Genomic DNA, 14,046 nt, shown 5'->3' on the forward strand with positions numbered 1-14,046 from the left:
TGTGAAAAATTCATTAATTTAATTATAATATTTATAAAATTAAATTACAAGGTTTAAAATGAATAATTTCTTTAATAAATTGCAGTTTTATCTTTGAATTCAACTTTATTTTATTAATTTTATAACTTAGATGTAATTAATACTTTATATTGCTTATCAAATACAATAAATTATACTTTTGAAGTATATTTTTTCGTTTGTCGTTTAATATTATAAGTAATGATATGATTTTAAAATTTATTTAAATAACAAAAATTTTCTCTAAATTCTGTTAATTTTTTAAAAACTTTGTTAAATAATATACTTTTATACATCCATTGAAAAAACTAGAAAAAAGTAATACTATATATAGTACTAGCATTAGACACAAAAGAATACAAATGGAGGTACTTATATTATGGAATTTCAACAAATAATAGCTATATGTATATTTTTAATAGTTATGGCAGCTATTATTACAGAAAAGGTAAACAGATCTGTAGCAGCGGTTGGTGGTGCACTATTAATGATAATATTCAATATACTTACACTTGATGAAGGATTAAGCCATATAGACTTCAATACTATTGGAGTATTGGTTGGTATGATGCTATTTGTTGCTGTTGTTAAAAACTCAGGACTATTTGAATATATAGCTATTTGGACTGCAAAAAAAGCTAAAGGTGATCCATGGAGAATAATGATTTGTTTTGCTATTATAACAGCTATTTTATCTGCTGTATTAGATAATGTTACTACTGTTTTACTTATAGGTCCAATGACTATAGTTATTACACAAATTCTAGGACTTAATCCAGTTCCATTTTTAATAACACAAATTTTAGCTTCAAATATCGGAGGTACATCTACTCTTATAGGTGACCCTCCAAATATTATGATTGGTAGTGCTGCCAATCTTAGTTTCATGGATTTTGTAATAAATTTAGGACCTGCTGTTATAGTAATACTTATTATAACAATAATATGTTTTAAATTTATTTATGGAAAAGAACTTGTTGTAGATGATAAAGCCAAAGAAGTAATATTAAAGCTTGATGAAAAAAAATCTATTAAAGATAAACCCTTACTTATAAAAAGTCTTCTTTTAATAGCATTTATACTCTTTGGTTTTATGTTTCATAGCACAATCCATATAGATTCTTCTGTTGTAGCATTAACTGGTGCATCTATAATGCTTCTTATAGGAAAACAAGATGTAGATGAAATTATGGCAGGTATTGAATGGTCTACAATCTTATTCTTTATGGGATTATTTGTAGTAGTTGGTGGATTAGTAGAAGTGGGTATAATAAATAAATTAGCTCAAGCATTGATTGGACTTACAGAGGGCCATATTGTATTTACAATGTTATTAATATTATGGTTATCAGCAATAGTTTCTTCATTCTTAGATAATATTCCGTTTGTTGCAACATTAATTCCACTTATTTTGACTATGCAAGCTGAAGGAATTGATGTAATGCCACTATGGTGGGCAACATCCCTTGGAGCTTGTCTTGGAGGTAATGGGACACTTATTGGAGCCTCTGCCAATGTTGTACTAGCAGGTATAGGCAATAAGCATGGTCATCCTATATCTTTTAAAGAGTATTTTAAGATAGGTTTTCCACTTATGATTATATCTATTATTATATCTACTGTTTATTTAATTATAAAATTTTAGAAAATATAGTATAATAGTATTAAAGGGGATGTGTATATATGAATATTAATACTGTTCAAGGAGATTCAATTGAAGTTCTTTTAAGACAACTTGGAGCTACAAAAATATCAAAAGTAAGTAGTACATTATATTTTATTAAGTTTGATTTAGGAGACAACTGGGAAATATCTTATACTTATAATATTAATGCTAAAGATCAATATTTTTTACAAAGAATTGAACCATATCCTATTGGTAGAGGTCTATTTAATGATGAATATGAAATAATATCATTTATATCAAAGGATTTAAACAAATTTCTAAATGCTAAAAATAGTAGTAACTTTAAAACTTTTGTTGAAGTTACTAGAAAAGTCAATTCTATTATTGATAATGTAGAAGAGTTATTTTTAAACTATAATGTAGATGGAGATGATTTAAAAACACTCAATAAAGAACTTAACGATATATTAAATGATATTAACTATATAGAAAAGCATACAAAGAAAATCTAAAGTAAGATACTTATAAATTTAAGGTTATATATAAAAACTTTGTACAACCTCAAAATTTAATACTAAATATAAAGAATCTTATTTGTTAAAATGATAAAATAGCTGATGAAGCATATGCTTCATCAGCTATCTTGTTTTTAATGATGCCCACATCCATCATGTGAACAAGTATGATTTGATGGAAATTCTACTAATTTTCCATCTTTAAGTAAGTCCAAATTACCACTGATAGTATCAGCTTCAGCTCTATAAACTTTTATTCCCATACTATTTAATTTAACTATGGCACCTTGCCCTATTCCTCCAACTACTACTGCATCTACAACTGTACCTGATAATGCTTTTATTGGTTGGCATTTCCCATGTTCATGACCTAAATCTCCATTGTCTAAAGATTTAACTTCTCCACTTTCTAAGTCACACACAACAAAGATTGGTGCAGAACCAAAATGACCATATGGTTTACTATCTAATCCTTTATTTTCTTCTACTGGTATACATACTTTCATTATTATTTCTCCCTTCTCTTGCAACATTTTTTCATAGATTTACATTCTTTACTGCATCCTAGATGTATTGTATTTATATCAAATACATCTATAAAGCTTTCACTAGAATTACTTAACATAGAATTTATAAAATCCATACATATGTTAAACACTTCTTTGTTAATATGATATAAAACATAGTATCCTTCTTTATATCCTGTTATTATGCCAACTTCTTTTAATATTTTTATATGTTGTGAAACAGCAGAATCTGAAATTCCTAAATATTTAGAAATTCCTTTTTGGCAGATATTTCTTTTAGATACTAATATAAGTATGTTAAGTCTAGTTTCATCACTCAATGCTTTAAATATTTTAACCAAATTTTCCATAAAGACCTCTTTTTGATTAAGTAATTACTTAATTAAATTATAGTACTCTTAATTAGATTTTTCAACTATTATTTTGAAATTTTGGAACTTATTATAAATAATTCTAATTATTTCTATATATATTTCAATTGTCAATTTAAATCTATCAAAATAGACATACCTAGAGATACATCTCTAATGTATCTTGAAATAAAATAATAATATACAAATAAAAAACTGTCTAAAATAATTATATTATTTTAAGACAGTTTTTTATTTGTATATTTAAAAATTTACTTACTAATTATACTAAGCTCTTTTTAATTTATCTAGATAATAAACAGCATTTAATGCTGCTATTTGTCCTTGCCCAGCTGCTTTGATATAAGAATAGGGTTTACCTACACAATCTCCTGCGGCAAAACATCCTTCTATATTAGTTTTCATATTATTGTCAACCTTAATATGGATACCATCAATTTCTATTCCAGGAATCAATGTACTTGGAGCTGTACTATCTTTTATAACGAATACTCCATCAACTTCAATATGATTTTCTTTAAAAGATATCTTATTTACAAGTTTATCTCCATCTATTTGCACTGGTCTATCATGTATAATCTCAATAGAATCATCTAAATTATCTGAACTTCTCATAAGGTTTTCTTTTTTATACATAGGTATAAAATAAGTTTTTGAAGTAAGTTCACTTAAGAAATTTGCCTCTTCTTTAGATTCTTCATTATATCCTATAACTGCTACTTTTTTATTTCTATAAAGTGGTGCATCGCATGTAGCACAATATCCTACTCCTCTTCCTAGAAATTCTTCTTCACCTTTTATTGGTCTAGTATATTCTACACCAGTTGCAAGGATTACAGTAGTAGCTTCATACATATCATTTCCAGACATTATTGCAAAGTATTCTCCCATAGCATAAATATTATTTATTCTTTTATTTTCAATTGAAATATCCATGTTATCTATATGGGATTTAAATTTTTCTTTTAATTCATCTCCACTTATATCATAAAAACCTAAATAATTATCTATTGAAGGAGCTTTAACAAGCTTATTGCTTAAATTATCATTGCCAAACATAATCATTGTTTTATTTCTTATTTTTGCATTTATAGCAGCAGATAATCCTGCTGGACCACTACCTATTATAGCTATGTCATATCTCATAATATTCACCCATTTTTATAAATATGATTTTACTTTCATCTCAATTTTGTTCTTAGGCATAAATCCAATTAGAGTTTCAACTGGCTCTCCATCTTTAAATATAATCATAGTTGGTACTGTAGATACACTAAATTGTTGAGCTATTTCTAAGCTTTCATCTATATCAACTTTTACAAATCTAGCTTCGTCTTTCATCTCTTCGCCTAATTCTGCAAATACAGGTCCTAACATATTACAAGGTCCACACCAAGTTGCAAAGAAATCTACTACAACTACTCCTTTACTACCTTCAACACTACTTCTAAATTCAGATGTATTTATAATTTTTGCCATTTTTTTAATCCTCCTAAAAATTTATTATCCTTATAATTATACTATGAAATTTATAAATATAATTTTACTTTTATAAATTCTTTTATATTTTATTTTATACTATTAGTATACCCATTCTTTATTTGTAAAAACAGATTTTTATATTTTTATTATTTTAATTTTTTTGGTATTGATATTTCAAATGTAGTTCCAATACCTATATCAGAAGTTACATCTATTTCGATAGATAAATTCAAGCTAATCATATGTGCTATTGAAAGACCTATTCCAGAACCTTCTAAATCTTTATTTCTCACATTTTCACTTCTAAAAAATCTGTCAAATATAAAAGGCATTTCTTCTTTTTTTATACCTATACCAGTATCTCTTATAAGTAATGTTACTTCATCTTCCACATCTTCTTTTAATTCTAATACTATCTCATCACCTAGTTTAGTATATTTAAAAGCATTATCAATAAAAATTAATATAAGTTGTCTCAATTTATTTTTATCTGTTATTATAACTTTATTCTTTAATTCAGAGTTAAATGTAAATTTTTTTTCTTGAAACTCAGCAATATCCACATAATCTTCTGATATTTCTTCTAGTAATTTTTCTAAATCAAGTTCCTCCAAGTTAACTTTAACAATAGAATCTTCCTTAGTAAGAGATAGTAAATCCGTTATCATCTTTTTAAGTCTTCTAGTTTCTTTCATTGCAGTAGCTATTGTTTCAACTTCATCATTTACTGTATTTTCTGGAGATTTTAACATACTTTCTAATTTTGATGAAACTATTGTTATTGGAGTCCTTAACTCATGTGAAGCATCTTGTATAAATTTAGCTTGGTTCCTCCAAGCAGTCTCTATTGGAATTAATGCTTTTCGAGTAAGATATACAGCTACAAAGTATGTTATTATAACAGAAATTAGTATTCCAATTATAAGTACAGATGTCAACTGTTTTAAAGAATTCATCTCTGAGTCAATGTTTCTGATTATTTGTATCTGATATCTGCCCACATCCACATTTAATTCTCTAAATGTATAACCATTTTCTGTATATTTAAAAAATGTATTTTTCTTATCTAGTCTTCTGTCTGGAAGTAATTCATCAAAATATTCATTTTGAGTATAGTAACTTATTCTGTCATTCTCATAAACATATACCATATCTTTAGGGTCTTTAAGTCTTATTGGGTTTAAAAATGAGGTTCTCTTAAATTGAGAAACTATATACTCCAGTTCATCATTGATTTCACTATCAATTCCACTATATGTAAGACCTCTAAAATATGAATATATAAATATAGAAAATATTATTAAAAAACTACCCACTACAACAATGTACATTTTTATCAAATGGTTTTTAGTGCTGGTAAATACATTCTTATTTATCATCGAATATGTATCCTACCTTACGCTTAGTTTTAATATATTTATCATATCCATATTTACTTAGTTTTTTTCTCAGATTACTTACATATACCTCTACTATTTCAATAGTTGCATCTGAATCAATTCCCCATATTCTATCATAAATCTGTTCTTTTAATAAAATTGAACCTTTATTTAAAACAAAATATTCCAATAAGTTAAACTGTTTATTTTGAAGTTTTATTTCTTCTTCTTCAATATACACTCTTTTTTCTAATGTATCTAGATATAAAGATTTAAATTCTAATCCATTTCTTTCTTTTATTTTTCCATTAGTCCTCAATATGGCATATACTCTTGCTACTAGTTCCTCCATATAAAAAGGTTTTGTTAAATAATCATTAGCTCCTATAGTAAATGCTTCTACTTTATCATCTAATGCTTCTTTAGCAGTCAATATAAGTACAGGTGTATCTATATTATTGATTCTCATTTTCTTCAAAATATCAATTCCATTTATATTAGGAAGCATTAAATCTAAAATAACTAAATCATATATATTTTGATTTATTAAATATAATGCTTCTTCTCCATCTTCACATTTTTCAGTTTCAAAATGATTACTAAGTTCTTCTACTACACTTTCTAAAAGCACCCTATTATCTTCAACTATCAAAACCTTCATAAATATCCCCTACCTTTACTTGTCTATCTTGACTTTATGAGATTTCAAATCAATATCTACATTTGCTTTTTCTTTTATATCATCATAAGTATATCCTACTATTTCAACATTCTTTGCTTTTGTTGAACATGTTATATCTATATCTGTTTCTTCTGAAGCCTTCAAAACTTTGTATGATGGTACACGACTTACTGTCAAGTATTCCCCATTATCATTAACTTCTGCCGTCTTAAGGATAATATTTCCTAAGTCTTTTGATGATGAATTCTTTACTTTTATTTGATATGTGATTCCCTCTTTTGACTCATTTACTTTTTTAAGTTCTGAAGTAGATAATACTTCATACTGACTACTATTTTCTAGCTTAATTTTATTGTTTCTTATATCAATAGTATTTTCTTTTAAATTAACATATACAATTTTACCCTCTGCTTCATATTCATATGCATAGACTTCTACACTTTTGGCAAAAGTTTTATGTCCACATTCTACATAAGCAACTTTCCCAGGCATTAAAGTCATATCTAACAGAGATTTACTATCAGATGAAGTAATTTTTTTATTATCATCGTATTCATTATATATTAGTTCAACATTCGATATATTAAATGTTGAATTATTTTCTATCTTTGTGGATGTATCTATTTTTCCACCTTCATCTACAGTTATAATCTCTGTTGCTCCTATATTCAATACTTTTGCATTGTCCTTATCTATTATTACTTCATTATTGTCTTCTGCTTGAATCTCAACTGAATCAGATTGTTCTTCTTCCCTTTTACATGCAGTCAGTGTAAAAATAAATATTGTTAATATAATCATTAAAAAAATTAATTTTTTTACTATTTTATTCATATTAAGCACCTCATATAGTAGTATTTTATAGTAGATTTTTATACTTTTTCATAAATTCCTTCAATGCTTGTGTAAGTATTTGGTGTTTTTCAAAATTTGAGTTGCTACATAATCTTTCAAAGTCACTCCAAGTTTCTTTATCTATACGTACTCTTGTTGTTTTTAATTCACTTAAAGATTCATTATCTATATGTACATCTTTTTTATTAGATATTTTTTTAGGTTTTATATTATAATCCTTCACTTCTAAATACCAATCATACACTTCACAAAGCTTATCTAAATCTTCTTGAGTTATATTTATTTTTCTGTCTTTTTTAGGTTTAATATTTTTTCTTGATTTTATATTTTTTAAATCTGTGTCGTTAAACTCAATTTGTTCAATACTCTTATTTAAAACCTTTTCATTAGATTTCTTCTTTTTGGTGCTTACCTTTTTTACATTATTAGTGTTATCTTCCTTAGTTTTTTCTTTATCCAAATCTTCTTTATTCTTTAATTCGTCTTTTAATATGTATTTACCTTTTTCTGACTTATATCCTTTTTTATTTAAAAAAGTTCTTAAAGTACTTTGACTAATTTTTAGATTTTGAGCTATCTCTGTAAATTTGATTCCTTTACTTTGAAATTCTAAAAATTTATCAATTCTTTCCTCATTATTCATTAATACTCCTCCGTCAATATCTTCTTGTCTTTCTTTTCATACTTCTTATTATATTCTTCTTTTCTAAATCTACTCTGTTTGATTCAATTATTTTTTGTAACATTTTATTATAAGTAAAATCATCTAAATTATTGTTTTTTATATAAAGAAGTGTTTCTTCTTCATACTTAACAAAACAAATTGACAATAGCCATGCCATACCCATTTTAACATAATATTCTTCACTTTGTATATTGTTACAGTATTCAAAAATATCTTTAATATGTTCATCATCAACATAATATATTAAAAACATAACTAATGCAAATCTAATCTCCCACGGATTTTCTGAACAAACATATTTTTTTAATATATCATACATGTATTCTTTATAATTATTTGTACATTTTAGTCCAGAACAAAATCCATCACAAATTGCCCAATTACTAATTTTAGGTACAAATTTTTTTATGTAATATAAAATCTCTTCAAAATTACTATTTATATTGCCAATCACCATACCCTGTAACATAACTTCTTCATAATAAGTATCTTCTGCTACTTCTAAAAATTCTTTCCAGTTGCCTTTACTTATTTCTTTTGACAACTTTCTTAAATTAGGAATTCTAATACCTATTATATTTTCTGTTCCTGGTATAAGTTTCTTATTAAAATCTCTATACTTAACATCTTGCATAGATTTCATATACTCTAAAAATTCGATATATTCCAATTTATCCCATTTTTCCCTACTAAGCATCATTTATTTACTCCTTAGTTCCTTTTTTCTTATTGTAACATAAAATTATATAAAAAAAAGCTTCTACATATCAGAAGCTTTTTCAAAAATGTACTAAATTTTTCAATTTAAAATTTAAATTAAATTAAGCTTTACTACAGCATAATATCTCTTTAGAAAATCTTACTAATCTCCCACACCGAAGTCTGTATTATTGTATAAAACTTCTATATTTGGATTTTCATTTAAAAATTCATACTTATTAATAAACCATTTAACCAACTCTTCATCTCTTTTTATTTTAGAAGAATTGTTTATAAAAACATTCACAGTTGCTTTTTCAAAAGTATTTAGAATAATATCCATGTCATTATCTATCATTTCTTTAGTCTGTCCTTTGATTCCAACCATAATACAAGGCGAATCAAAATATTCTTTTACATCTTCTGGAGTTTTAAATCTTGCATTCTTATTTAAAAAATTATTTCTAAAATCATAATCAAATGTTTCAACCCCAATTTTAAATATTATAGGAATTTCAAAATAATCTCTCATTTCCTTTAGTCTATTTTTGTAGGACCAATGACTTTCTAAGAATAGTTTTTTTATATTTTTTTCTTTTATAATCTTCTTTATTCTCTCTAAAGTATCTTTAGGTATTTCAAAACAGCTACCAGAATTTATGACTTCAAGAACTCCATATTTTCCAGTTATATTTTTTAAAACTTCAAAGTTTACTTTGTTCATTTCTTCTTCCAAATTAGAATTATCATCTATATAATCACAAAAAGAACATCTTCCCCATATACATGGAAAGCTTTTAAGTAAAACTATTTCTCTTTGATTTTTATTTATTATCTCACTATATCTATCCATATTCTCTCCTATCTTTCTCCAGTTAATGATACTTTTAAAGTCTTTGGAACTGCATTTAATCCCAAATTTACCAAAACAACAGCAATTAATTTATCTGTATAATCTGTGAACACTTGAGTTATAAACACACTAAATACATCTCCAAGCCCTAGTACTTTTAAAATTTGAACTATATAAGAAGAACCCGATGATGTCACCCCGCCAAACAAAAAAGCTGAAATTACTGAACTTACTATAGATGTTGGTATGGCAAACAACAATACTCCTAATGGAGTTTTTAAACCAGTTAAGAATTTCTTTTTAAAAGCAATACCAGCAAGTAATCCTGTTGATATCTGAACTGGTGCAAAATAAAGAGAATATACATCAAATGTAACTCCACTTATTAAACTTCCAAACACACCTGTAATAACAGCATATTTAGGCCCCAAAAGTGAAGCTATCATTATAGTTCCTATTGAATCTAAATATATAGGTAGCCTCAGCCCCATAGCTATAAACGCACCTACTATATTTATAGAAATCCCAAAGGCTATAAGTGTAATAGTTTTGACACATATTTTTCTTTTCACACTATATCACTCCTTCCACAGAGTCTATAATGTTTTCATATCCTTTAAAAAGTCTTTTTAAAAACATATACATAAATTTCTTTTCATCAACCTCATTTAAAATAATCGCATTAGCATGTTTTTTGTAGAAATTAAATGAGTCTACTATGGATTGCCCCATAGCTATTCCATCTTCCACAATTTCTACATATGATTCAAATCCTTTACATATACTTCTGTCTATAAAATATGCCACTGCTAGAGGGTCATTTATTACACAACCTATTATTCCTTCTTGCTCCCAATGAAAATCAATATAAAATCTAGTGATTTCAGTTATATATTTTGCCATTTTTTCATCAAGTCTATTTATAAACTCAATAATATTAGGAGTAAGTACAATTTTTCTAGTTACATCTAAACCTACCATGTGAATTTTTTTAGATAAATTCTTGTAAACATAATCTGCTCCATGTGGGTCTACCCAATAGTTAAATTCTGCTACTGGAGAACAATTTCCATGAATTTTAAAAGCTCCTCCCATAGATACAAATTCATCAAGATTTTCAAAGGCTTTTTTATCTTTCATAAGTGCTTTAGCTATGTTTGTAAGTGGTGCAAGTGCTATTATAGATACTTTTTCACGATTATGTAAAGTATTTATTATAAAATCTACTGCTCCATTTTTTGCTTTAACTTCTGTCACTTTTTGATAAAAATTTTCTCCTATACCATCTTCTCCATGTGTATCTTGAGCTGTTACAAGTGTTCTTTTTAGTGGTGCTTCTTCTCCTATATATACTGGAATATTTAGTGAAGAACACATTTGAAGTGTTTTTAGTGCATTTTCTGCACCTACATTTGCTGGTACGTTACCACAACATGTGGTAATTCCAATTACTTCTAGCTCTGGTGAGTTTAAAGCCAAAATGATTGCCAAAGAATCATCAATTCCTGGGTCACAATCAATTATTACTTTTCTTTTTTCCATATTACTATCCTCCTTGATTTGTGGTCGAGGAGAACTACACATCTTTTTTCCACTTTCAAAAAGGTGTGTCTAAGGGTATTAATTATATACTGCCACTATATAATTCCTTAGTTTTTTATACTTGGAGTTCTCGAACAAGTACAGATGTTAAGTTTAGTTATGATTTTAAGTCATTTATTATAACCTGTCAATCAACTAAAACCTTTCAAACACCTGATTTACTAACTACAAAAACACTGTTTGTAGTTTAAAAGAATTTATTATATTTTTATGTGTCTCATTAAAGCATGCTTAAATAATAAACAAACTTTAATAAAATGTGGCACGTTTAAACCGATTATTATTATACAACAATATTATAAATATTACAATTAATACCTTTAATTAAATTTACATATAAAATTTATACTAAATTTAATTTTTATGTTGCAAATAAGCATCAAATGTTATATATTTTTAACAAGAAGTTAAAAATATATAACATTTACTAAAGGAGTTGTTAATAATGAAAAGTTTTAGGGAATTAAATAAACTAGGATTTTTAGGTTTCTTAGGTTTTTTAGGACTAGCTGGAATATATGCTGGTGAAATACGAACTATTAGTTTTTGTGCATTCTTTGTTTTTTTTAGATACTTTAATATTATGCCAGATGAATTATTTAGAGAAAACCTGAGAAAAGCAGCTGTGCCAGCATTTTTCTTTACACTTTCATCGCTATCAGTAGCTATGGTTTTATCCATCATCTCAGATAATATTTCTACTATTGAAAATGGTCTAGGAATAAGTTTTTCTATATCAATGATTAGCTTTGTTGCAGTTTTTGCATACTTACAGTATAAAGAAGGAAAAGGACTAGAGTAATGATGATTCGTTCAAGAACTAAAGAATATAGAGCAAAATATAATATGAAACAAGATGAACTGGCATCATTAGTAGGAGTAAGAAGAGAAACTATAGGAAATCTTGAAAATGGAAAATATAACCCTTCATTAAAATTAGCATTTGACATTGCTAACGTATTCAATGTAAGTATAGAAGAAGTTTTTGAATATATAAAGGATTAGTAACTATTCTCTTCTTAAAATTTTTGCTATACTTTTCTTAAATAGATTAAAACTAATACAATTTGGTGATTATATGAAAAGAAAACTTTCAACACGCTTTTTTGGATATATTTGGTTTGTTCATATTCTTTTTAGTGGCTTTTATATTAAAAAAATTAGTACTAGATACTATGATAGGAATAATAATTCAACCAGTTTTACAGTTGTAATATCCAGTTTTGCATATACACTTGTAAAATATATTAAAGCGAAGTATTATACATATATATTTTCAAATAAAATAATTTATTTTATTTACTGAATATTTTTATTTTTTAGGGGGATGTATTGTGTTTAAAGACAAAATTGATGAATGTGTTCATATAATGACTGCATACATTGTTAGTTTAAAAGAATACTATTCATTTATAGAAACTCAGATTGATGATTTTATTAAAAGATATGGAGAAGATATTGTAGAGTCTTGTCTTCATAGAATTATGATTTTATTATGTGAATGTGGTTTGGCATAAAATTTAATTCATCAAAAAGAATAAGAAGAATTTTATATAAATTCTTCTTATCTAAATATTTAATTTCAATAAAGATTTTAAATTACGCTTTTTCTTTTATAAATGCTCTTACTTTATCCATTGTTGACCACACATCACTATCATATATTTGTGTAAATTTTTCTCCTATGCTCTTACTCATTTCTTCCATCTTGCTACAAGCACCTCCGCCAATAACATACAAATTTTCTGTTTTATATGGCTTATAATCTTTTATATCTGTTACTAAATAGCTTTCATCTTTTCTTTTATAATATAACCCTATTATTTCTGCTGAAACTCTATCATCTCCACTATAAACTATTGTATGTTTAATCTGCTTGATATCTCCACAATTTATATTATTATTTAATACGCCTTCTACGATTAACTTAGCCACACCCTCATATCCAAGTTTTTCTGCTTTCTCATAATCCTCTTTATTGTCACAAAAAAAACTTTCTATTAATATAGCAGTAGGTTTTGAACTATTTAGAATATACAATCCTTTATCTAATTTGGCTCCTCTATTTTTAAATACCATACCTAATTTATTACATATTCTAGTTGCATATTCTAAACCTTTATTACTATAATATAACACTTCTGAACCTTTTCCTTGACCATCACTTGCATTTAAATGTAACTCTATAAGTAAATCATATTCTCCATTATTAACTTTAGGTATTTTATAAGACTTTTCCTCATTTTTAGAACTAAACTGTTTTTCAGGGCATATTATTACGCTTACTGTATGCCCTTTTTTCCTAAATATATCTGCTAATATTGGTGCCAATAATTTGTTATACTGATATTCATTAACTAATCCATCAGCAGAAGTACATGCACCATTTTTTAGAATACTGTGTCCTACTGTAATACATATTTTCATAACATTTTACTCCTTTAATTAAATTTTATCCATGTATATGTCCCATAATAATGAAAATCTAAATTTATATAAATCATTCATCTTCATAAAAAAAATAATTATCATTTTATTTTTTATAAAAATATCACAAATATTCTTAATATTCAATATATAATACATAAGTGGTAATCTAAAACGCATAACTAGACAAAAACATTTTTATTTTCATTTATTTTCATCTGATTTGATAAACTTTTATGTGATTCTACTATATAATCTCTATTGTCTATTTTTATTTAAAAATTCGTAAAATTATTAATTGATAATACTTTTTTTAACTATAAC

18 protein-coding genes and 1 riboswitch are annotated in these 14,046 nt (G+C 26.0%); of the genes, 5 read left to right on the top strand and 13 right to left on the bottom strand.

What is annotated here, in order from left to right:
• Positions 1-397: 397 nt before the first annotated feature.
• Together IC175_RS02560 and IC175_RS02565 are read left to right on the top strand one after the other, a co-directional pair.
• Positions 398-1,663 (top strand): ArsB/NhaD family transporter, encoded by a 1,266-nt coding sequence (locus tag IC175_RS02560; protein WP_227433187.1) that lies wholly within the window; start codon positions 398-400, stop codon positions 1,661-1,663.
• Between the two features lie 38 nt (positions 1,664-1,701).
• A complete protein-coding gene (locus tag IC175_RS02565) occupies positions 1,702-2,157 on the top strand; it encodes a hypothetical protein (RefSeq protein ID WP_227433186.1) in 456 nt (151 codons plus the stop codon).
• A 137-nt stretch (positions 2,158-2,294) separates the two neighbouring features.
• Here the strand turns inward: IC175_RS02565 and IC175_RS02570 are convergent, their stop codons facing one another.
• The 12 genes from IC175_RS02570 to IC175_RS02625 form a co-directional block, all read right to left on the bottom strand.
• Entirely contained in the window at positions 2,295-2,666 is a 372-nt protein-coding gene (locus tag IC175_RS02570; protein WP_227433185.1) for a NifB/NifX family molybdenum-iron cluster-binding protein, read from the bottom strand.
• 2 nt (positions 2,667-2,668) lie between these two features.
• On the bottom strand, positions 2,669-3,037 hold the full coding sequence (locus tag IC175_RS02575; protein ID WP_227433184.1) for an ArsR/SmtB family transcription factor: 369 nt from the start codon (positions 3,035-3,037) through the stop codon (positions 2,669-2,671).
• Between the two features lie 288 nt (positions 3,038-3,325).
• A complete protein-coding gene (locus tag IC175_RS02580; RefSeq protein ID WP_227851065.1) occupies positions 3,326-4,204 on the bottom strand; it encodes an NAD(P)/FAD-dependent oxidoreductase in 879 nt (292 codons plus the stop codon).
• A gap of 15 nt (positions 4,205-4,219) precedes the next feature.
• Positions 4,220-4,537: a thioredoxin gene (gene trxA, locus IC175_RS02585; RefSeq protein ID WP_227433182.1), complete on the bottom strand. Its 318-nt coding sequence runs from the start codon at positions 4,535-4,537 to the stop codon at positions 4,220-4,222.
• Positions 4,538-4,686: 149 nt separating this feature from the next.
• Positions 4,687-5,919: a sensor histidine kinase gene (locus tag IC175_RS02590; protein ID WP_227851066.1), complete on the bottom strand. Its 1,233-nt coding sequence runs from the start codon at positions 5,917-5,919 to the stop codon at positions 4,687-4,689.
• Positions 5,909-6,580 (bottom strand): response regulator transcription factor, encoded by a 672-nt coding sequence (locus IC175_RS02595; RefSeq protein WP_227433180.1) that lies wholly within the window; start codon positions 6,578-6,580, stop codon positions 5,909-5,911. The genes IC175_RS02590 and IC175_RS02595 overlap by 11 nt, the downstream gene beginning before the upstream one ends.
• Positions 6,581-6,595: 15 nt before the next feature.
• Positions 6,596-7,435 carry a hypothetical protein gene (locus tag IC175_RS02600; RefSeq protein ID WP_227831070.1) on the bottom strand — a complete coding sequence of 280 codons (840 nt, stop codon included), beginning with the start codon at positions 7,433-7,435 and terminating at the stop codon, positions 6,596-6,598.
• A 25-nt stretch (positions 7,436-7,460) separates the two neighbouring features.
• Complete coding sequence (locus tag IC175_RS02605; protein WP_227433178.1) at positions 7,461-8,099, bottom strand: DNA-binding protein; 639 nt, start codon at positions 8,097-8,099, stop codon at positions 7,461-7,463.
• A gap of 13 nt (positions 8,100-8,112) precedes the next feature.
• Positions 8,113-8,841 (bottom strand): DNA alkylation repair protein, encoded by a 729-nt coding sequence (locus tag IC175_RS02610; RefSeq protein WP_227831071.1) that lies wholly within the window; start codon positions 8,839-8,841, stop codon positions 8,113-8,115.
• Positions 8,842-9,003: 162 nt separating this feature from the next.
• Positions 9,004-9,693 carry a radical SAM protein gene (locus IC175_RS02615; RefSeq protein ID WP_227433176.1) on the bottom strand — a complete coding sequence of 230 codons (690 nt, stop codon included), beginning with the start codon at positions 9,691-9,693 and terminating at the stop codon, positions 9,004-9,006.
• Positions 9,694-9,701: 8 nt separating this feature from the next.
• Entirely contained in the window at positions 9,702-10,265 is a 564-nt protein-coding gene (locus IC175_RS02620) for an ECF transporter S component (RefSeq protein ID WP_227433175.1), read from the bottom strand.
• 1 nt (position 10,266) lies between these two features.
• On the bottom strand, positions 10,267-11,235 hold the full coding sequence (locus IC175_RS02625; RefSeq protein ID WP_227851067.1) for a nucleoside hydrolase: 969 nt from the start codon (positions 11,233-11,235) through the stop codon (positions 10,267-10,269).
• A gap of 101 nt (positions 11,236-11,336) precedes the next feature.
• Positions 11,337-11,380: riboswitch (PreQ1 riboswitch) on the bottom strand.
• Between the two features lie 360 nt (positions 11,381-11,740).
• Between IC175_RS02625 and IC175_RS02630 the strand changes: the two genes are divergently transcribed.
• The 3 genes from IC175_RS02630 (at position 11,741) to IC175_RS02640 (ending at position 12,812) form a co-directional block, all read left to right on the top strand.
• Complete coding sequence (locus IC175_RS02630) at positions 11,741-12,097, top strand: DUF3796 domain-containing protein (RefSeq protein ID WP_227433173.1); 357 nt, start codon at positions 11,741-11,743, stop codon at positions 12,095-12,097.
• A gap of 2 nt (positions 12,098-12,099) precedes the next feature.
• Positions 12,100-12,300: a helix-turn-helix transcriptional regulator gene (locus tag IC175_RS02635; RefSeq protein ID WP_227433172.1), complete on the top strand. Its 201-nt coding sequence runs from the start codon at positions 12,100-12,102 to the stop codon at positions 12,298-12,300.
• A 329-nt stretch (positions 12,301-12,629) separates the two neighbouring features.
• A complete protein-coding gene (locus IC175_RS02640) occupies positions 12,630-12,812 on the top strand; it encodes a hypothetical protein (protein WP_227433171.1) in 183 nt (60 codons plus the stop codon).
• Between the two features lie 82 nt (positions 12,813-12,894).
• Here the strand turns inward: IC175_RS02640 and IC175_RS02645 are convergent, their stop codons facing one another.
• Entirely contained in the window at positions 12,895-13,722 is an 828-nt protein-coding gene (locus IC175_RS02645) for an N-acetylmuramoyl-L-alanine amidase (protein ID WP_227851068.1), read from the bottom strand.
• Positions 13,723-14,046 lie beyond the last annotated feature (324 nt).

Origin of the sequence: Clostridioides sp. ES-S-0123-01, assembly GCF_020658415.1 — a bacterium.
GTDB lineage: Bacteria > Bacillota > Clostridia > Peptostreptococcales > Peptostreptococcaceae > Clostridioides.